This window comes from Bradyrhizobium sp. BLXBL-01 (genome assembly GCF_051853025.1).
Taxonomy (GTDB): Bacteria; Pseudomonadota; Alphaproteobacteria; order Rhizobiales; family Xanthobacteraceae; genus Bradyrhizobium.
Genome location: NZ_CP182471.1, coordinates 3,408,159 through 3,426,189 on the forward strand (window position 1 = coordinate 3,408,159; position 18,031 = coordinate 3,426,189).

An 18,031-nucleotide genomic window follows, 5' to 3' on the forward strand; every position below is an offset into this window, starting at 1 on the left:
GTTGCGTAAACGAACTGCTGCCGCGGCGTACTGGATGCCCCGGTCAAGCCGGGGCATGACAGCGAAAATGTAAATAAAGATTGGTGCGTAAGCGCAGAGCCTCACTCCACCGCCGCGTAAACCAGATCCCGCACCAGGGTCCGCGTGTAGTCGCGCTGGCCCGGCCCCTGGCTCATGAACACCGCAAACAGATCCTCCTTCGGATCGATCCAGAAGAACGTACCGGCAATGCCGCTCCAGAAATACTGGCCGACGCTGCCGGGGAAGGGGGCGATACCGGCCTCGCGGCGCACGGCAAAGCCGAGACCGAAGCCATGGCCCGGCGACAGCAGCGTGCCATTGGTCGCAACGCCTGGCCCGAGGTGATCGGAGGCCATCAGCTCCAGCGTCTTGCGGCCGATGATCCTGTTGCCGTCGAGCGTACCGCCATTGCGCAGCATCAGGCAGAAACGGGCATAATCCATCGTGGTCGAGACCAGGCCGCCGCCGCCGGATTCCATCACCGGCTGCTCGAGCATGTTGAACAGCGCGACCTTGTCGCCGGTCCAGGGATCGGCCGCGAACGGCTCAGCAAGGCGGCCGGCGTTGGCTTGGCTTGTCGAGAAGCCGGTTTCGGCCATCTGCAGTGGCGCGAGCACGCGCTCGGTGAGGAAGGTGCCGAGCGATATGCCGCTGACGACTTCGATGATGCGGCCCAAAATATCCGTGGAACGGCTGTAGTTGAATTCCGCGCCGGGCTGGCAGACCAGCGGGAAGCTCGCCACCAGCGCGGCGTGCTCGGCATTGGTGATCTTGCGGCTGCGGACGCGGGACTCCTGGTAGAGCTTGTGCACGGGGCCGTCGCCCTGGTGCTCGTAGGTGAGGCCGGAGGTGTGGCGGAGCAGATCCTGAACGGTCATGGGCCGCGCCGGCGGCACCAGCTCCAGCTTGCCGTCCTTGACGATGCCGACCTGCTGGCTCGCAAACTCCGGGATGAACTTTGCGACGGCATCGCTGAGCAGGAGCTGGCCGTCCTCGACCAGCGCCATGATGCCGACCGAGACGATCGGCTTGGTCATCGAGAAGATGCGAAAGATCGAATCGCGCGCCATCGGCGCCGCGCCTGCCGGGCTCTGCTTGCCGAGCGCCTCGAACCAGCCGATTTGGCCACGCCGCGCCACCAGCACGGTGACCCCCGGAACGGTTCCCTTGTCGATCTCGCGCTTGAAGGCGTCCGACATGGCCTGCAGACGCGGCCGCGACAGCCCGAGCGTCTCCGGGCGGGCTTCCGGCAAAGCCGGGGTATGGAGCGCGGTCGGGGCCTGTGGGGCGGCTGTGGCGGTCGCTGTAACGGTCATGGGCACTCCCGATTGTTCTTCGTTATGGCCGATGGACTGTGGCCCAGAACCCCCGGCACAAACAAGCGAAGCCGGCGCGGTTCACCCTTGCAAACCGGCCGCTCTCTGTGCTTGAAAGCGCCCCTGATCCGCGGCGACGCGGGTTCGTAGGAGTGTAGCTCAATTGGTAGAGCACCGGTCTCCAAAACCGGGGGTCGCAGGTTCGAGCCCTGCCACTCCTGCCAGTCAAATCAATCACTTAGATTAGGACCTGGTAGGGTCTTGGCGGGAAGGCGTCCCGCGTGCGCGCTGGGATGCTGCAGCCCCTGTGCTGGACGTCCCCGTGTCAGGGCCCGGCGAGGCTAGCGCGCCGGGGTCCGTTCCGCGTCGGCGGGGATCTGACTGAGATTGACGTTCCGGATGGGAACGCGGCGCAGCAGTGAAAGGATGGTCCCGCCGAGCTCGAAATAGGTGCGCAGCCGCAGCGCGCGGGACGACCCCTTCAGCTCCGCGTTCAGGCTCACCGGAACCTGGACGTAGGTGAGGCCGAGCTGGAGCAGCGAGATCAGGGCACAGATCTGATAGCCGTAGCCGTCCGCCTTGACCGCGATCTGGCGCAGCCACTTCACGGGGTAGACGATCATGCTGTGGTAATCGGACAGCCAGAAGCCGAATAGGCAGTTCAGGATGAACCGCAGCGAATGCGACTGCAATGAGCGGTTGACCGAGCGGTCCGACTGGTTGTCGCGATAGGTAATGACGAGGTCGGCGGCGCCCGCCGCCTTGAACATCCGGGCAATACCTTCGTTCTGGAAGGCGTGATCGCCGGGGATGAGCGTGATGGCATCGAATTTCGCGCGCGACAGCGCATATTCGAAGCCGGCACCGACACCGCGCCGTTCGGCATTGTGATGCACGATGATGCGCGGCTCGCCGGCCGCGAATTCGTCCATGATCGCGCCGGTGGCGTCGGTGCTACCGTCGTCGATCAGGAAGATCTCGAAATCGTCGAGCAGCTCGCGGGCAAGCGGCAGCACGCCGCCGATCGTGTCGGCGATCTTGTCCTGCTCGTTCAGAGCAGGAATGACGATCGTAAGCCTTTTTGCCGCCCTGGAAGGTGTCATTTGATACCGCCGTTGCCGGCCACTCTTTACTGGTGAACCCTCAGCGCAACTCTAGGTCATCTGCGCCGGGCGAACAATGCGACTCGCCGATATGATCCACACAACCGGCACGAAACCGGCGATGTGTGTGTTCCGCGCAACTAGTCGGAAAAATCATAGAGGCTGGTATCACCGATGCCGAAGGCGCGGCGCAGCCGGCCGACGTGAGCTGCCATTTTCCGCCCGGCCGTGGTCGCCGACAAGCCTGAATTGACCCGTTCGACCAGGCCGCGATCGACCAGGATCCCAATTCGTCCCTGGAACAAATCTGGAACCTGCCTTTCGATGATCTCCGAAAGCGGCGCGGTCCGACCGGGGCGGTCGACGAGACCGAGCAGGATCTCCAGGGACACCGACTTGTACACTGCGCCAAAGGCGAAAACGTAGGCCATGACGCAAAATGCGAATATCGATGCGGCGTCCCAATACTGAAATTGCGGAATCGCGACGATGCCGAGCGCCACGCCGAGACCATGCGAGACGAGTGCGGCGATCGCAAGCAGGGTGACGGGTCCGAGCGGCCATGCGCGAGCGCGGGCCATGATCTGCAAGGCAGGCGCGAGCAGGGCGAAAACGGCAACGGCGATGAGCCCGACGGCGAAGGACATCGTGCCGCTCACCCAAGGCCCGTCGACAAACGAACAAGCTTGGCGAGATGCGCGATCGCTACCCCCTTGGCCGTCGGGGCCAGCCTGCCGTCTGCCGTGATCACCATTCCCGCGCCGACCAGGAGCTTCAGGCGGTTGTGCGCGAACGTGCCGAGATCTCCGCCCTGCATGTACGCCTCGGCCCATTGCTCCAGGGTGAGGGGACGTTCGGCCTGGACGAGGGCCGTGAGCAGCGTCAGCGTAAAGCCCCAGGCCAGCAGGCTGAACAGGATGTAGCAAAACATCATCGCTGTCCCCAACAGCAGGAGACCGCCAAGCACGTCCGCGAGCTGGCGTTGCCCCGGAAGCGCGAGACAGGCGATCGCGTAGAGCACGACGATGGTGACGCAGCCCAGCCGGAAGCGGCGGCCCGATCCGCCGGTGGCAGCGATGCGCGCGTAGCACAGCAACAGCAATGGAAAGGCGATGCTGAGACCAATTGCAGCGGCTTGCGCAGGGCCCGGGAGCATGTTCATCGTGGAAAATCGTCCCGGACGCCTCTCAGGCCCAGCCAGAGCAAAGTCTATAGGAGGTCGCATTTTTGCGGTCAAGGGAGCCCCGGCGCCCGGCCTTGCGGTCGTCCCGTGGGCGTGCGAATCCTCGCCGACGATGTCCTCCCTCTCCCCTCCGAGCTTGCCCCCGTTGCTGCGAGCGATAGCCATCCTGATCGTCGTGTTGCTGGTTGCGCATGCGCCGATGCTCCTCAATGACGGCCTCTTCATGGACGACTGGCTGGTGCTCAAGCCGCGTCCGGACTATTTCATCGACATCGATTTCCTGCTGAATGGCGCGGGCCATCCGATTTTCTACAGCTACGACAGGTTCGCGAACTGGACCGGCGCCCCGCTCGTCGTGATGGTATCGCTGGCGTTCGCCGGAATCGTCTTCGGCGCGGTGTGTCTGATGCTGACGGCGACACGGCTCGGTCTGCTCGATCGCGCCGAAGCGGTCGGCTTCGCGCTGATCGTCTGGACCTATCCCGGCTATCAACTCTGGGCGGGCAAGGCGAACGCGGTCTACGTGTTCAGCTTCGGGCTATTGTTCATCGGTGCATGGCTGTTGACGCTCGCCTTCAGCGCCGTCGGCCTGCGGCGCGTGCTGCTTCGTGTGCTCGCTTCGCTGGTGTTCCTGCTGAGCTTCGCGCTCAACTCGACGATCGTGCTGTATGCCGTCGTGATGTTCGGCCTGTTCGTTGCGATATGGCGGAGCGGAGACGCGGCGCATGGCTTCGTTCGCCGGACATGGCTCGCAGCCTGGCGCTGTGTCCTGCGCTATCCGGAATTGGTGGTGCTTCCGCTGGTCTATTGGGGCACGCTCAATATCTGGTTCAAGCGGATCGGCGTCTACGCACAGCACTATGGCGCCCATTTTCCGACGCTCGGCGAGTTGGCGCGGGGGTGGTCGGCGTTCTTCGCCGCCAGCTACAGGGATGTCCTCACCCACGCGATCCGCGCCGCGATTCAGGTTCCAGCGCTCTTCATCGCGGCTGCAGTCCTCGTTGGAATCGTATTGTTGCTGCTGCGTCGGGACGCGAAGACGACCGCGTCCAGAAGCGCGATCACCGTGCCGCTCGCACTCGCCGTGGTCTTGTTCCTCGCATTGTCGTCGCCGTATCTGATCGCCGGCCTGCGGCCGTCTTCCGTGCATTTCTATGAGAGCCGTCACCTGCTGATGTTCGGCGTGCCGCTCGCGCTGACACTGCTGGCGTTCAAGCGACAGGCCGAACGATGGACGGGCCCCGGCGCCGCCCTTGCTGCGATATTCGGGGCAAGCCTGATCGTGTCGATCGGCATGCTATGGAGCGACTACGTCTTCATGCAGGCGAGAACCCTGAAACAGCAGGCCTTGGCGCGCGACCTTGCCAGCCGGGTGCAGCCGGCGGCGACGGTTTATGCGCTCGATGATGGTTTCTTCGACTACCCGTCGCGGCACGTGCCTTTCGGTGTCGCCGAAGTCACGGGCATGCTCCGCCTTGCTTGGGGCAATCAGCCGGTCTTCGGATTTGCCCTGCGTGCCGAGCGGCCCGACATCCTCCGAGAGATGGACGAGGCGCGGAAGGCTCCGGGAAGTGCGTTCCGTCATTTCGATCCGACGGGGCCGCAGGCAACCATCTCGCTGCAGCCGGGGCCGGGAGCCGCGCCGAACCACATTCTGGCGCGGAAGTACTACGTGTGTCGGTTGCTGGCGCGCTGCGATGTTGCGGAATTGCTCTCCCAACTTGCAGAGGTCACGATCAAGCTTGGCCCGATCGGCGGCATCCTGCCGCTCGACGGCGCGAGCAAGAGTGTCACGCCTGGCCGCTGACTTGCCGCTTCCAGATCGCCTCGGCCAGCGCGATGTCGGTCACCGAATCTGCGCCGGACGCAAGCGGCGTCCTCCGTTCGACGATGTCGGCGACGAAAGCATCAGCCTGACGCCGAAACGCCCAGCTGCCTTCACCCGTCAAGCGCGTGATTTGTCCGCCCTGGTCGAGGATGACCCCCGCCTCCCGCTCGGCAAAGGGCGGGGGCAGTTCGATAGTCACCGCGCCGTGCTCGAAATCGATCGACAGCCCCTCGCGCCACGCACCTTCGGGCCCGTTCGCTAGCTGCAGCACACAGGCAACGCCCTCGAAGTCGAGCGTCACCGTCGCAGTGCCAGAAGTCTCGACGGTGCTTTCGGCGACAGTCGGCGACGATCCGAGCAGGTAGCGCACGAGGTTGATGATATGGCTGAACACGTTCAGAAAGTTGTCGTAGCCAGGCCGCAACGCGCCCGGCATCCAGTCGGGACCATCCTGCCAGAGTTCGAGTCCGTCCGGCCGGGTCTCGCCGGTCATGACGAAGTTGTCCTGCGATCGGCCGGTGTCGCCGCCGAAGCACCAGCCTCTTGCTCCGACGACGCGTCCGAGCGAGCCGTCCGTGCGCAAGCGCGCGAGCTCGGCCAGCGCGCGTGCCACACCGGCATCGTGACGCTTCATGTAGCCGATGCTGTAGACGAGGTGCTGTCGCCGCGCCGCTTCGACCAGCGACGCGGCCTGAACCGTCGTGTAGGCCATCGGCTTCTCCGACAGCACGTGCCGGCCACTTTTCAACGCTTCCAGCACGATCGGGCCGGTGGCTCGCCGCTTCGTCACGACCACGACGGCGGACACCGCAGCGTCCGCGAGCAACTCGCGGTGCGTGCCGTAGACCCGCGAGATACCGAATTTCTGCGCGGCGGCGGCCGCCAGATCGGGCCGGAGATCGGCGATGGCAACGACGCGGCAGGCGGGATTGGCGACGAAATTGGCGAGGTGGCACATCTGGCCGACCATCCCCGTTCCGATGATGCCAATGCCTGGCCTCACTGGCTATGATCCCCCGAAGCGCTTCCGCATGACGAGGAAGTGCGCCGGCTGTCCCCAGGTGTTGATGAACGCCGGATCAGTCTGGGTGAGGGCAGCGACCGCCGACGCATCCCGCCGCCCGATCGCGCCGAAGATGCGATGGAAGCTGTCGAGCGTGGCAACGATCGTTTCGATGTCCGAAGCATCGTCGGCGAGAATGTCCGTCGTCCGGATCGCCTCGCGTAAGGATGCAAGGTTCGCGACCGCGCGCGGCAGGCTCTCGCCGAAGGGGTCGTCGATCATCGCATCGACGTCGAGAACCAGCGTTTCGATCGATGCCGAAATCGCCGCCGCCGCATCGGCCTTGCCGACCAGGTAGAGCTTGCGTCCGCCGAGGAAGCTGAGACGGCTGCGGTCGAGATGGCGCGCCGCGCGCCGCAGCTTCTCGTCCGGGGAGAGAACCTTCTTGTGCCAGTAGACGTCCAGGCTGTCGCGATAGGCTGGCCACGCCGAATGGATGTCGAATCCCTGTGCATGCGCCGCCGTGCACAAAGCCGTTGCGTCGAGGAAGTACCGATGCCGGACGAACGGATTTTCGAGCACGTCCATCAGCCAGGATTCGAAGCTGCGGGTGTGCGGAATACTGTTCCACTTCGCCTCGAACAGCGACCTTGCCGTTTCCAGTGCAGGACGGCCTGACAATGCCTTGCCGGCCGCATGGATTGCCTTGAGCGCGAGCTCGAAGAAGCCGCCATAGCGTTCGTAATACGACACGATGGCGAAACCGTCCGGATTGAGCAGCCGGTGGAAGACGCCGAGCCAATTTTCAGTCGGCTGCACGGTGTAAATGAAACCTTCGGCATCGATGATGTCGTAGCGGCGCTCGCTGCGAAATCCTTCGACGTCGGCCAATGCGAGCTCGCGCAGACGCTCGGTCAGGCCAAAATGCGCGAAATAGGCCTCGATTTTCGGATGCGCATGCCGGTTCGGTTCGGCGAGCGTCATGTTCGCGCCCCAGCCGGCGAACACCAGCGCGTTCTCACCGGAATCAGGACCGAATTCGAGCACCTCCGCATCGCGGAACAGCCGCGGCGGCAGCACCAGCTTGTCTGAAAACAGCTCGCGCCGCTGGCTGGCATATGCGTCGAGTTCGGCGGCCGATTTGAAATTCCCGAACGTCGGTAGGACGTCCTGACGTTCGTAGTAATTGAAGAGCTTCTCGTCAGCCATGCCGCGGCGTCCCTAACCCAAGGCCGCCTCGAGCCGGTCGAGCTCGCTCCAGATGTCGGAGGGCGCGAAGATCGAGACGATGTGTAGCGGCCGCTTCGCGTTCTCGCGCAGCCGGCTGCTGACCTTGGCTTCGTTCTCCTGGTTCACGGCGAGGAGGCAGACGAGCGGACCCGACTTGCCGGCGAGCTCGTCCGGTGAACGGATCGGTATGCCCGTGCCGGGTAGGAACAGCCCCTGGCGCTCCTTCTGGTCGTCGACCGAGAGATCGACGAGATCCGCCAGTTCATGCGCGTTGGTGAAGGTGCAGGCGCGGCAGCCCGCGCCGTAGATGGCGATCTCGGCGCCGCTCGTGCGGGCCTTGGCGAGGATCGGCCGCAGGCGCGCGCCGTACTCCCTTGCGCGCTGACCGAATTTCTCGCCGACGCCGGCGGGCGCAGGCGGCGGCGTCACGTCACGGGTTGCGCGACGGGCTGCGATCGCGAGGCTGCCGCCGCTGAAATTGTACTTCTTTACCGAGACCGCCTCGAAGCCGTGGCGAGCCAGCAGCGCCAGCAGGGTCGGCTCGGTGAAGTAGCTGACGTGCTCCTCCCACAGGACCGAGAGGTCGCCCGCCGTCGAACCGGGATCAAAGTCGGGCACGTCGATGAACAGCAGCCCTTCATCGCTGAGCGCGATCTTCACGCAAGCGAAGAAGTTCTCGAAATCGACGATGTGCTCGAGCACCTGGCGCGAGACGACGAGGTCGAACTTGCCGGACTGAGCGACCGCGTCGTGGGCCATCTCCGGACTGAGCATGTCGGCATAGACCTTGATGCCGCGCTCGCGGGCGATCTTGCCTGAGACCGGATTCGGTTCGACACCGACCATGACCTTGGTGCCGCGCTCGCGAAGCTTGTCCATGAACAGGCCGTCGTTGCAGCCGATCTCGAACACGGATTGATGCTTCGAGAACTTCGCGATGGTGTCGAGCTCGTCGACCTGGTGCGGCTCCGGCTTCCAGCTGCTGAAATTGTAGTTGAACTGGCGATACAGGATGTCTGGATCGATCGGCTTGACGATCTGCGGCAGGCCGCATTCGCCGCACGCCAGCACCTCGAACGGATAGCGTTCCTCCTGCTCGTTTCGGCTATGCCGAAGCCGATGCGCAATCGGCATCAAACCGAGGTCGATGACCGGTCGCAGGTCGGTCGAATGGCAGAGGCGGCAATGGTCGGTCACGGCTCTAGCTCTTTGCAGGAAAGCAAGGGAACATCGGCGCCCTGAAACGGTACGCGGCGCAGTTGAAGCCTATATAGTGCAACGGGCCGTGCTACAATTCTTAAGTTACCGATGCTGGCGCCGATTCGTGATCCTCGGACATGGCGCCTCTGGGGAGAGGGCCGGCGGCCGTGGCGAGGCTCAGAAGCATTGGGATAGCTGGCCGAGGACATCGAGATCTCCACGCCTGCTATTCGGTGGTAGACGGTGCTTGACCACCTCGAATGGTTCGACGCCGTATGCCTCCCGGTAGATCTCTTTCGATCTTGTCCTGAGCGCTGAGATTGCGGTCGCGTCTTCCGGACTTAATGATTGATCACCTTGCGTCCACGTCAATAACCAATACTCCGGGGTCTCGCGACGAACAGCAAAACGTCGCACGAGTTCGTCCTTTTGAAACAGGTCGGAGAAACCGTTGACCCAAAAGTCGCAATTGTTCTTCTGGACGTAGAATAGTTTTACGCCCAGTGATCGAAGCGCGGCTTCCGCCGTTTCGGCGCTTCCGAGTGCGATCTTCGCGAAATCGCGTGCGACGTCGCTCTCGTAGGTATGAATGATCTTGCCGCGCGTGAGCAGCGACGAGAAATAGCAGGGCACCATGGCGCGATAACCGTTGAGCGCGAGGATGCGATCCGAGCCCGTCGATTGCTCCAGCTCGTCACACCGCTTCCAGTCCTGGGTGACCCGAGGCATATGAGTGAGAGGAGTTCCCCCCCACGAAGGTGATGGCCTCATCAACTTTGAAGCTCTTCCAGGGATGCGCTGCCGTCATCCAGGTGCCGGCGAGCAAGATGGCAGCGAGAGCGGCATGGGGAGCGAGGCGGTCGCTGAACCAAGCCGGCTTGAAGCGTCGCGCGACAGCCAATCCCCAGTAGGCCATGCCGACGGTCGCAAGCGGGAAAAGCGCGTTCACGTGGACCGACAATCTCATGAGGCTCGGAATATTCAGCGCCATGTCCAGCAGCCGGACGCTGGCGACATAGGCGACCACGACAAAAAGTCCCGCGGGATTGGGCAGCGGCGCGAGCTTATGGGATTCCGGGCGATCGGAACGAAGCTTTGAGTCCACGAAAGCGACGGCATAGGTCGCCAGCGCGAGGAGCAGCGCGACCGCGAGAACGGACCTGGCCTCCCTGAGGAAGGCGACGAAGCCCGATTTGCTCAGAAAGTCGGTGACCTCCAGCGACTGTGACACCACGAAATAATCCAGAAGATCGAGGCTGCCGAACTTCGAAAAGCGTTCGAGTGAAACGACGTGCCGGAACAGAGAGTATGGATTCGTCGCGGGGATTCCGAGGTAGAGGTAATTGATCGAGAGACTAAGGATGCAGCCCGCGATCGCCCCGGCGCCCAGCAGCACGCTGGTGATGAAGCCGGATCGGTCGCGCTGAACCACCTTGGCAAACGCGCCCAACGACGAAATCACGAAGACCAGCGCTGCGTACGGTGGATAGGATGCCGCGACGGCGATGGCGCAAATCCCTGCGGCGAACTTGTCGCGTTTTTGGGACGTTCGCGCAACGACAAGCAGGAAATAGACAAAGAACGCCGCCGTCTGAAGGTGGTACTTGCCGAATTCCATGATGTAGAGGCCGGGCGAGACGCGCGGCATCGTTCGCGGCCACGCAAGTCCGAGGATCGCCAGCGCAAGTGCAATCGGGATCGCCGCATCCTCCCAACGGCGTCCGAGCGCCTGCCACGGCAAAACGATGCGGGCGAGCTCAAAAATGACTGCACCGATTGCGACGAAATAGAGGAAGGAAACAATCTGCGCGACGTGGGGAGGCAAGAACGTCGCAAACATCAAATGCAGGCCGTTGCCGTGGCCGATCTCGAAGTCGGAGAAGATGGGATTGTCAGCTGCAAGCCAGATGCTGTGATTTCTCGCGACCTCTGCAAGATAGGGCGCATAGAGCTGCTGAACGTCGGTCGAAATGACGTCGGGTATGACGGCTCTGTCGATGAACACCGTTACGAGGAGCCAAAGACCCAGTAGCGAAGTTGCCATCAGCGGCAAGGTCAGCGCGAATCTTTGCGGCTTCCTGCAGCTGCGGCTATCCCACAGCAGCATGAGGGTCGCGAATCCGAGGACGATTTGGGGGTACAGGACGGAGAGAGCGCCGAAGCCAAATCCCGTCAAGATGAGCGCGGCCGCGCCGACGAAGAACTCGTCGACGCGTTGAGTGGGTTCGTGCCTGATGAGCGAGAACGTCAGGCGACCGGTCGCCATGACGAGCCAGCCGAGATACGGCGTCAGCACAATCCAGGCGAGGACGTAAAATCGCGTCGTCCAGCCGCCATCGAAGAGCAGGGTGCGGTAGGTGCCCGTTCGGTTGACGAACCAGATGGACAGTGCAGCAGGCACGAGAATGAGGATACGCAACGACCACGTCTCGACGATGGTGCGCAGGCGCAACTCGGCGGCTACCACCGCTTGATCTTGTCTGGGGTCGCCCATGCTAGACCGGCGCTGCATCGGCTCGTTCGGTGACGGTCCGCGCCTGGTCGGGGCTGAAGCTGGCGCGCTCCGGCGCGATCAGCCATACCAGCCCGCCGAACAACCCGACGATCAGGGCGCCAAGTCCCAGCAAGACCGATATCGCGAGTGCCTTGTCGGATGCGATTCCGGCAAGACTGAGCACCGCGACCATAGCGCCTTCGCGCACGCCCCATCCCCCGATCGAGATGGGAATCGCAGAGGACAGGATGACGAGCGGGACCAGGACGAAGGCGTCGAGTGCGGAGAGCGGCGCCTGCAGTCCGATCGCGAGGACATAGCAGGTCGCGACGGTGATGAGATGGACCGCGATGGCAGATCCGATCAGCATCGCTCGCCCCGCGGTCGCCAGCAACGGAGCTCTGATCAGCATCGCGAACTGCACGACCCTGGCCGGCACGGCCGCGATCACATGCGGCGGCCACCGGTCCAGCGTGACCAGGGCGATTGCGCCGAGGCATGCGGCCGCCAGAATGATCGCGATCGCGAACAGGAGCGAATTGTCGGGGACGCGCGCCAGCAGGAACGGCAATCCCGCCAGGAGGATGAAACCAAGACCCAACAGGCCGAGAAAGCGGTCAGCCACGATGCTGCCGATCGTTTGCGACCATTGCACGCCCTGCCGCCGCAGCATCCAGATCCGAACCGCGTCACCGCCCGCGGGTAATACTTGATTGAAAAAGGTGCTGACGATGAGAATGCGCCAGCCGGGCAGCCAATCGAGCGGCACGTTCATGGCACGGAGGATCAGCATCCAGCGGTGGCAGAGGACGAAGGTCTGGGCGAACAGCAGCAGCACCGCAAGCGCAAGCACGTTGAGATCGACGGCGAGAAGATCGGCTTTCAGGGTCGACGGATCCTGACCGCGCAACAGCAACACCAGGATCCCGATCGACACCGCGAACTTGACCAGGGTAACCAGTGCTTTTGCAGGCAGCTTCATCGTCTGGTGTCGTCCTCGATCATTCACGGTGCGATCGTCGAAAGCGGTCGAAATCTATGGTCTCGCCAGATGCTCCGCAGCGAGCGCGCCAGTCCGTGTGACGTAGTCCTGGACCTCGGCGGCGTCGCCGCCATCCGGGGCCCAGTCGGGAAATGCCGTGCGCGAAGGATCGAACGGGCCGGCGGTGGTTTCGTGAAACACCAGCCATTCCGAGGTGATCAGGATCGAGTGGAAGACCTTTTCGGGCATGCGGTAATAGCAGCGTTTGCCCTGACCGTAGGGCGCCATCTCGAGCACTTCGCGAATGCGGCCGTCATCCTCGAAGATCACGACCTGCGCGGTGCCCTCGATGACGTGGAACGATTCAGGCTTGCCAAGGTGCTTGTGCGGCCGCACATACGCCTCGCGATGGTGCACGATCAGCATCTCGTGCAGGCCCGAGGCGGGATCGGGATGCGTGCACAGCCGGCTGCGCAGGCGCGGGTTGCCGGCGGCGATGCGCTTCAGCTCCGCGATCGTGCCATCGTCCGCGGTGACGATGGCGTCGTCGGAATAGTACACTTCCGGATTCTGTGCGCGCAATGAGGTCGGCCGGCGCCGGCCTGTTTCATTCGAAGAAGATGAACCCATGGTCGCCCCGGTACCCGCATTTGTCGTAGATCCAGGCCCATGTTTGCGGGCCGTGGAAGCTCAGGCAGGTGAGCTGCCAGTAAAGCAGATTGGCCTTCTCCCGCTCGTTGCGGAAGGATTCGACCATCAGATATTTCGAGGTGCCGCGTCCGACGCGCTCGATCTCAGGTACGGCGCGGAACACGTCCTCGAGCGGAAGATTGTGCAACACGCCGAGCGAGACGACGAGATCGAAGCTGTGGTCGGGGTAGGGGAGCGCGACGGCGCTGCCGACGTTCAAATGCGGCCGCACCTCCTCCTTGGCGTTGGCGATGCCGTACTCGGAGATGTCGATGCCGGCGATCCTGAGGTCGGGGACGAGCTGGGCGAACTCGTAGAGCAGGTAGCCCTTGCCGCAGCCGACGTCGAGCACGCTCATGCCCGGCTTGATGCCGTAGCGATCGATCAGGGTCTGGGCCAGCGGGCGCCACCGTCCGTCATAGCGATAGCCGCCGTAGCCGTAGCGCCGGTCGCCGTCCCAATAGTCGCGTCCCCATTGCCGGGCGACGGTGGCGGATTCCGCCTTGTCGTGCTCGACCACGCGCTGGACGTAGTCCCGCTTCGTCGATGCGTGCATCGGCTGGAGCAGGTTGATCTCGGTCATGGGGCCCAACCGATCCGCGGCATCGTCACAGGATGGTTGCGAACTTGTTGACGAGCAGGATGTCCTCGACGGCCCGGATGTCTTTCTGCGACGCCAACGTGATCTCCTCGACCGCCGCGTGAAGGTCGCAGCCCTCGCGCAGCACGCGGTCGTAGATCCGCCGCCGCCGTGCCTCGTCGGGCGGCAGCATGAAGATGCTGTAGAGAATGAGCCCACGCAGCTGCGGCCGCTCGTCCAGGATATCTTCCAGCACCATGTAGCTGCCGGGCATGGTGTGCTCGGCGGCGCTGAGGAGATATTGCAGGTTCTTCCGCCGCGCATAGTCGCGGATCACGATGTTCTGGACGTGCTGGGGGGTGCGGCTGCCGTTCAGCGGCCTGGCGCCGATATAGCCGCGGTGGCCGGCTCGCTCAGCCATGGAAGCCTCCTGGCAACTTGTACTGCATGCCGACCCGGGTTGCCGGGCGCAGCAGGATCGGCTCGAAGAACTCGCCGAAGCGCTTGTCCGCATAGGGCGACATGATGCTCTTGAAGCGGCAGTTCATGCTCCAGCGCGTGCCGGCTTCCTCGTTGACGCGATTGCCGTGCATCAGGGTCTGGTTGAACAGCATCACGTGACCGTAGGGGATCTCGATGAAGGTCGCGTGCGGCTTGATGGTCTTGTACAGCTCTTCGGCGCTGCGCAAGGCCGCCATGCGGTCCTGCATCTCGCCGTTCAGGGACGGCGGCAGCAGGTACATCGACTTGGTGCGATGGACGTCGACCAGCGGCACCCACACCACGACCTCGAACGGCGAGTCGCCCGACCAGACGTCGGAATGGGTGGCGAGCAGCGAGGAGCTGTCGCCGGGAAGCTGGATGCTGAGATTGACGCGGCGCTGCATGCAGAGCTCGTTGCCGACGATGGTCTCGATCGTCGAGCGCGCCAGGCGGAAATAGGTCGGGCGGAACCAGGGCTCGGCGTTGAGGCCGTTGAAGACGTGCAGCCGCAATCCGTTGAGATTATCCACGCTCACCCGCGTGTGGATCGTGTCCAGCATCGCGTAGGGATCGTTGCTGTGCGGCAGCTTCAGGTAGTCGGCCGCGAGCTCGGCGGCGCGGCGCTGGATCCGGTCGAGCCCGGCGCGATCGTCGGCCGGCGTGGTGACGAAGCCATCGTCGATGAAGCGTTGCGCCAGCGCCTGCTCGTCGGCGTGCAGGAAGTCCGTGTCCGTCATGCAAAATACTCCCGGGCGGTCGCGCAAATATAGCTGATGTCGGCGGCCGACAGGAACTGGTTGATGGGAAGCGTGAGGATCTGGTCCGCCTGCCGTTCCGTCACCGGGAACGCGCCGCGGCCATGGCCCAGATGCGCCGCTGCCGGCTGCAGGTGGATCGGGACCGGATAGTGAATCGCAGTCTCGATGCCCTTGTCGGCAAGATATTTCTGGAAGTCGTTGCGCCGCTCGGTCTGCACCACGAAGGTGTGGAAGGTGTTGAACTCGATATTCCGACAGGGCGGAATGAACAGGGGCAGCCCTGCGAGCTCGGCGCGGTATTGCGCGGCGTTGCGCCGCCGGCGTTCGATCACCGAGGGCAGATGACGCAGGCGAATGCGCAGCACCTCGGCCTGCAGCGTGTCGAGCCGCGACACGATCCCCCATTCCTGGACGTCGCTGCGGTTGATCAGGCCGTGATTGCGCAGCCGGCGGATTCTTGCGGCAAGCTCCGCATCGGCGGTGACGAGGAAGCCGGCATCGCCGGCGGCATTGAGATTCTTCAAGGGGTGGGCGGAGAAGCAGCCGAACGTGCCGAGGGTGCCGCTCATGCGCCCGTCATAGGTCGAGCCGACCGCTTGGGCGCTGTCCTCGATCACGGCGAGCGCGTGCTTGGCCGCTATTGCCATCAGCGGAGCCATGTCGGCCATGCGTCCGGTCAGATGCACCGGCATGATCGCCTTGGTGCGCGGTGTGACGGCGGCCTCGACCGCGGCCGGATCGATGCTCTGGTCGGGCAGCACGTCGGCAAACACCGGCGTGGCGCCGACCGCGATGATCGCGGCGGTCGATGCCACGAACGAGTTCGGCGGCGTGATGACTTCGTCGCCGGGGCCGATGTCGAGCGCCCGCATGGCGAGGATCAGCGCGTCGGTGCCGGAATTCAGCGTTACGACATGCGGTGAGCCGAGATAGGCCGACAATTCCTCCTCGAGCTTTCCAACCGCGGCGCCGCCGATGAAGTCGCCGCGGGAAAACACGCCCTCGACCGCCTGCATGATCTCGGCGCGCTCTTCCTCGAACTGCGCGGGAAGATTGACGTAACCGATGCGCCGGCGGCCGGTGTCAGCGTCCATGGCAGAACTTCCTGACGGTCTCGATGACGCGGTCCTGCTGGGCACGCGTCAGGTGCTGGTCGACCGGGAAGCTGATGACTTCCTTGGCGTGGCGGTCGGTGACCGGGAACGTGCCCGGCGCGTAGCCGAGATGCTTCAGGCCTTCCTGCTGATACAGCGGGATCGGATAGTGGATCTTGGCCTCGATGCCGTTATCCAGACAGTACTTGTAGAGCTCGTCGCGGCGTTCGGCGAACACCATGTAGAGATGGTAGACGTGCTTCACGTTGGGACGGCGCGGCGGGATGCGCAGGCCGGGCAGGCCGGCGAGACCCGCATCGTAATAGGCCGCATTCTCGATTCTCCGGCGCGTGATCTCGCTGGTCTGGCCGATCAGCCAGTTGCCGACCACGGCCTGCAAGGAATCGAGCCGCGAGTTGCAGCCGAGGATCGCGATCTCGTCGCGGTTCTTCATGCCGTGGTTGCGGATCAGGCGCAGCTTCTCGTTCATGCCGTCGTCATTGGTGACGACGACGCCGGCATCGCCCCAGACGTTGAGGTTCTTGAGCGGATGCAGCGAGAAGCCGGCCGCGATGCCGTGGGTGCCGGAGCGTTTCCCCGCAAACTCCGACAGGATGCCCTGGCAGGCGTCCTCGACCACCGGCAGGTTGTGACGCTGCGCGATCGGCATCAGCTTGCCCATGTCGGTGACCTCGCCGGTCAACTGGACCGGCATGATCGCCTTGGTCTTGCCAGTGATCGCAGCCTCGACCTGGTCCACGTTCATGCAGAAGGAATCGTCGCAATCGACCAGGACGGGCGTCGCGCCGGTTTCCGCGATCGCGCCGACGGTGGCGATGAAGGTGTTGGCGGCGGTGATGACCTCGTCGCCATGACCGATGCCGAGCGCCTTGAGCGGCAGCTTGAGCGCGTCGGTGCCCGATCCGACGCCGATGGCGTGACGGACGCCGATCAATTCGGCGAAGCGTTTCTCGAATTCGGCGACGGGCTTGCCAAGGGTGAAGTCACCGGTCGCAACCAGCCGGCCGATCTCGGCGAGGATCGGTGCGGGATCGGCGAATTGCTCGAGCAGATAGGAATATCGAACGTCGTACATGTGACCCGTCAGGTGGAATGAAGTTGAGGAGCGGAAGTGTGCGACGCCGCGAGCGCATGCTCGATCGAGGTCGCGATGGCGCTGGCGGAGAGCCCGTGCTTCTTCAGCAGCGAGTCCTGCGAACCGTAATTGTGCATGAAGCGGTCCGGCAGCGACAGCCGCAGCATCGCAGGGAAACCGGAGCCGAGCTTGTCGATCAGCGCCTCCGCGACCGCGCTGCCGAGGCCGCCGGAGGGCACGTGCTCCTCCAGCGTGACCAAGAGCCTGGTGCCGCGGAGCGCCTGCAGCAGCGCTGCGGTGTCGAGCGGTTTCACGGTATGCATGTGCAGGATGCCGGCGCGAATGCCTTGCGCGGCCAGCAGGTCGGCCGCAGCGAGGGCGCGCTGGAGCATGATGCCGGTGGTCACCATGAGGACGTCGCCCTGCGGGCGCATCAGGATGGCCTTGCCGATCTCAAAACCGTGCTCGGCCTTGGAGACGATGGCATCGCCGCCCTTGCCGAGCCGGATGTAGATCGGACCCTTCCAATCCAGCGTCTGCTCCATCATGCGCGCGGCTTCATCGGCATCGCACGGGCAGATCACCGTCATGTTCGGCAGCGCCCGCATGATGGCGATGTCCTCGATCGCCTGGTGGGTGGGACCGAGCGGCGCGTAGACGAGGCCGCCGCCATTAGCGATCAGCCGCACCGGCAGATTGTGCAGGCAGAGATCGACGGCGACCTGCTCGTAGCAGCGGCGGGTGAGGAAGGTCGCGATGGTGTTGACGTAGGGGACGAAGCCCTCCATCGCGAGGCCGGCCGACATGCCGATGATATGCGCTTCCGAAATGCCCTCGATCAGATGGCGCTTGGGAAACTCCTTGCTCATCGCGCGCAGGGTGCCGGCGCCAGGATCGGAACCGATGTAAAGCACTCGCTCGTCGCGCGCGGCGAGCTTGTGGACCATGTTCATCGCGGTGTTGCGCATGG

General features: G+C 63.9%; 18 protein-coding genes and 1 tRNA gene. 2 read left to right on the forward strand and 17 right to left on the reverse strand.

Annotated features, from left to right (window positions below):
- Positions 1-101: 101 nt before the first annotated feature.
- Positions 102-1,337, reverse strand: coding sequence for a serine hydrolase domain-containing protein (locus ACNJYA_RS15635; RefSeq protein ID WP_439366828.1), 1,236 nt, complete (start codon positions 1,335-1,337; stop codon positions 102-104).
- A 148-nt stretch (positions 1,338-1,485) separates the two neighbouring features.
- On the opposite strand from ACNJYA_RS15635, the gene ACNJYA_RS15640 reads away from it, so the two are divergent.
- Positions 1,486-1,561 (forward strand) — tRNA-Trp (locus ACNJYA_RS15640).
- Positions 1,562-1,678: 117 nt separating this feature from the next.
- Here the strand turns inward: ACNJYA_RS15640 and ACNJYA_RS15645 are convergent.
- From ACNJYA_RS15645 to ACNJYA_RS15655, 3 genes are all read right to left on the reverse strand, one after another.
- Positions 1,679-2,440, reverse strand: coding sequence for a glycosyltransferase family 2 protein (locus ACNJYA_RS15645; protein WP_212254926.1), 762 nt, complete (start codon positions 2,438-2,440; stop codon positions 1,679-1,681).
- A 140-nt stretch (positions 2,441-2,580) separates the two neighbouring features.
- Complete coding sequence (locus ACNJYA_RS15650; RefSeq protein ID WP_172783174.1) at positions 2,581-3,087, reverse strand: hypothetical protein; 507 nt, start codon at positions 3,085-3,087, stop codon at positions 2,581-2,583.
- Between the two features lie 8 nt (positions 3,088-3,095).
- Complete coding sequence (locus tag ACNJYA_RS15655; protein ID WP_212254927.1) at positions 3,096-3,602, reverse strand: hypothetical protein; 507 nt, start codon at positions 3,600-3,602, stop codon at positions 3,096-3,098.
- Between the two features lie 166 nt (positions 3,603-3,768).
- Here ACNJYA_RS15655 and ACNJYA_RS15660 point away from each other — a divergent pair, with 166 nt between their 5' ends.
- The gene (locus ACNJYA_RS15660) at positions 3,769-5,430 is read left to right on the forward strand and encodes a hypothetical protein (RefSeq protein ID WP_439366830.1); all 1,662 of its coding nucleotides are present in this window, start codon (positions 3,769-3,771) and stop codon (positions 5,428-5,430) included.
- Here ACNJYA_RS15660 and ACNJYA_RS15665 read toward each other — a convergent pair.
- The 13 genes from ACNJYA_RS15665 to ACNJYA_RS15725 form a co-directional block, all read right to left on the reverse strand.
- Positions 5,414-6,421 (reverse strand): Gfo/Idh/MocA family protein, encoded by a 1,008-nt coding sequence (locus ACNJYA_RS15665; protein ID WP_439366831.1) that lies wholly within the window; start codon positions 6,419-6,421, stop codon positions 5,414-5,416. The two genes, ACNJYA_RS15660 and ACNJYA_RS15665, sit on opposite strands and share 17 nt — an antisense overlap.
- Before the next feature lie 36 nt (positions 6,422-6,457).
- The gene (locus ACNJYA_RS15670; RefSeq protein WP_439366833.1) at positions 6,458-7,663 is read right to left on the reverse strand and encodes a class I SAM-dependent methyltransferase; all 1,206 of its coding nucleotides are present in this window, start codon (positions 7,661-7,663) and stop codon (positions 6,458-6,460) included.
- Positions 7,664-7,675: 12 nt separating this feature from the next.
- Positions 7,676-8,881 carry a class I SAM-dependent methyltransferase gene (locus ACNJYA_RS15675; RefSeq protein ID WP_439366834.1) on the reverse strand — a complete coding sequence of 402 codons (1,206 nt, stop codon included), beginning with the start codon at positions 8,879-8,881 and terminating at the stop codon, positions 7,676-7,678.
- A gap of 180 nt (positions 8,882-9,061) precedes the next feature.
- Positions 9,062-9,613, reverse strand: coding sequence for a hypothetical protein (locus ACNJYA_RS15680; protein WP_439403214.1), 552 nt, complete (start codon positions 9,611-9,613; stop codon positions 9,062-9,064).
- Positions 9,579-11,351 (reverse strand): hypothetical protein, encoded by a 1,773-nt coding sequence (locus tag ACNJYA_RS15685; RefSeq protein ID WP_439403215.1) that lies wholly within the window; start codon positions 11,349-11,351, stop codon positions 9,579-9,581. Before ACNJYA_RS15685 ends, ACNJYA_RS15680 begins: the two co-directional genes overlap by 35 nt.
- A 28-nt stretch (positions 11,352-11,379) precedes the next feature.
- Positions 11,380-12,360, reverse strand: coding sequence for a lysylphosphatidylglycerol synthase transmembrane domain-containing protein (locus tag ACNJYA_RS15690; protein ID WP_212254933.1), 981 nt, complete (start codon positions 12,358-12,360; stop codon positions 11,380-11,382).
- A 54-nt stretch (positions 12,361-12,414) separates the two neighbouring features.
- Positions 12,415-12,990 (reverse strand): WbuC family cupin fold metalloprotein, encoded by a 576-nt coding sequence (locus ACNJYA_RS15695; protein ID WP_212254934.1) that lies wholly within the window; start codon positions 12,988-12,990, stop codon positions 12,415-12,417.
- A complete protein-coding gene (locus ACNJYA_RS15700; protein ID WP_439366837.1) occupies positions 12,968-13,633 on the reverse strand; it encodes a class I SAM-dependent methyltransferase in 666 nt (221 codons plus the stop codon). The genes ACNJYA_RS15695 and ACNJYA_RS15700 overlap by 23 nt, the downstream gene beginning before the upstream one ends.
- A 25-nt stretch (positions 13,634-13,658) precedes the next feature.
- Positions 13,659-14,051, reverse strand: coding sequence for an LIC12192 family sporadic carbohydrate cluster protein (locus ACNJYA_RS15705; protein WP_439403216.1), 393 nt, complete (start codon positions 14,049-14,051; stop codon positions 13,659-13,661).
- A complete protein-coding gene (locus ACNJYA_RS15710) occupies positions 14,044-14,850 on the reverse strand; it encodes a sporadic carbohydrate cluster 2OG-Fe(II) oxygenase (RefSeq protein WP_439366840.1) in 807 nt (268 codons plus the stop codon). The genes ACNJYA_RS15705 and ACNJYA_RS15710 overlap by 8 nt, the downstream gene beginning before the upstream one ends.
- Positions 14,847-15,965, reverse strand: coding sequence for a DegT/DnrJ/EryC1/StrS family aminotransferase (locus ACNJYA_RS15715; RefSeq protein ID WP_212254936.1), 1,119 nt, complete (start codon positions 15,963-15,965; stop codon positions 14,847-14,849). Before ACNJYA_RS15715 ends, ACNJYA_RS15710 begins: the two co-directional genes overlap by 4 nt.
- Positions 15,955-17,061, reverse strand: a complete 1,107-nt coding sequence (locus ACNJYA_RS15720) for a DegT/DnrJ/EryC1/StrS family aminotransferase (protein ID WP_212254937.1) — start codon at positions 17,059-17,061, stop codon at positions 15,955-15,957. Before ACNJYA_RS15720 ends, ACNJYA_RS15715 begins: the two co-directional genes overlap by 11 nt.
- Before the next feature lie 8 nt (positions 17,062-17,069).
- On the reverse strand, positions 17,070-18,029 hold the full coding sequence (locus ACNJYA_RS15725) for a transketolase family protein (RefSeq protein ID WP_439366841.1): 960 nt from the start codon (positions 18,027-18,029) through the stop codon (positions 17,070-17,072).
- Between the last annotated feature and the right edge of the window lie 2 nt (positions 18,030-18,031).

What these genes read in the sequence shown, in the direction of transcription:
- ACNJYA_RS15635 (WP_439366828.1), bottom strand. Translation starts at nt 1,337, where the DNA reads ATGACCGTTACAGCGACCGCCACAGCCGCCCCACAGGCCCCGACCGCG.
- ACNJYA_RS15645 (WP_212254926.1), bottom strand. Translation starts at nt 2,440, where the DNA reads ATGACACCTTCCAGGGCGGCAAAAAGGCTTACGATCGTCATTCCTGCT.
- ACNJYA_RS15650 (WP_172783174.1), bottom strand. Translation starts at nt 3,087, where the DNA reads ATGTCCTTCGCCGTCGGGCTCATCGCCGTTGCCGTTTTCGCCCTGCTC.
- ACNJYA_RS15655 (WP_212254927.1), bottom strand. Translation starts at nt 3,602, where the DNA reads ATGAACATGCTCCCGGGCCCTGCGCAAGCCGCTGCAATTGGTCTCAGC.
- ACNJYA_RS15665 (WP_439366831.1), bottom strand. Translation starts at nt 6,421, where the DNA reads ATGGTCGGCCAGATGTGCCACCTCGCCAATTTCGTCGCCAATCCCGCC.
- ACNJYA_RS15670 (WP_439366833.1), bottom strand. Translation starts at nt 7,663, where the DNA reads ATGGCTGACGAGAAGCTCTTCAATTACTACGAACGTCAGGACGTCCTA.
- ACNJYA_RS15680 (WP_439403214.1), bottom strand. Translation starts at nt 9,613, where the DNA reads ATGCCTCGGGTCACCCAGGACTGGAAGCGGTGTGACGAGCTGGAGCAA.
- ACNJYA_RS15690 (WP_212254933.1), bottom strand. Translation starts at nt 12,360, where the DNA reads ATGAAGCTGCCTGCAAAAGCACTGGTTACCCTGGTCAAGTTCGCGGTG.
- ACNJYA_RS15695 (WP_212254934.1), bottom strand. Translation starts at nt 12,990, where the DNA reads ATGGGTTCATCTTCTTCGAATGAAACAGGCCGGCGCCGGCCGACCTCA.
- ACNJYA_RS15700 (WP_439366837.1), bottom strand. Translation starts at nt 13,633, where the DNA reads ATGACCGAGATCAACCTGCTCCAGCCGATGCACGCATCGACGAAGCGG.
- ACNJYA_RS15705 (WP_439403216.1), bottom strand. Translation starts at nt 14,051, where the DNA reads ATGGCTGAGCGAGCCGGCCACCGCGGCTATATCGGCGCCAGGCCGCTG.
- ACNJYA_RS15710 (WP_439366840.1), bottom strand. Translation starts at nt 14,850, where the DNA reads ATGACGGACACGGACTTCCTGCACGCCGACGAGCAGGCGCTGGCGCAA.
- ACNJYA_RS15715 (WP_212254936.1), bottom strand. Translation starts at nt 15,965, where the DNA reads ATGGACGCTGACACCGGCCGCCGGCGCATCGGTTACGTCAATCTTCCC.
- ACNJYA_RS15720 (WP_212254937.1), bottom strand. Translation starts at nt 17,061, where the DNA reads ATGTACGACGTTCGATATTCCTATCTGCTCGAGCAATTCGCCGATCCC.
- ACNJYA_RS15725 (WP_439366841.1), bottom strand. Translation starts at nt 18,029, where the DNA reads ATGCGCAACACCGCGATGAACATGGTCCACAAGCTCGCCGCGCGCGAC.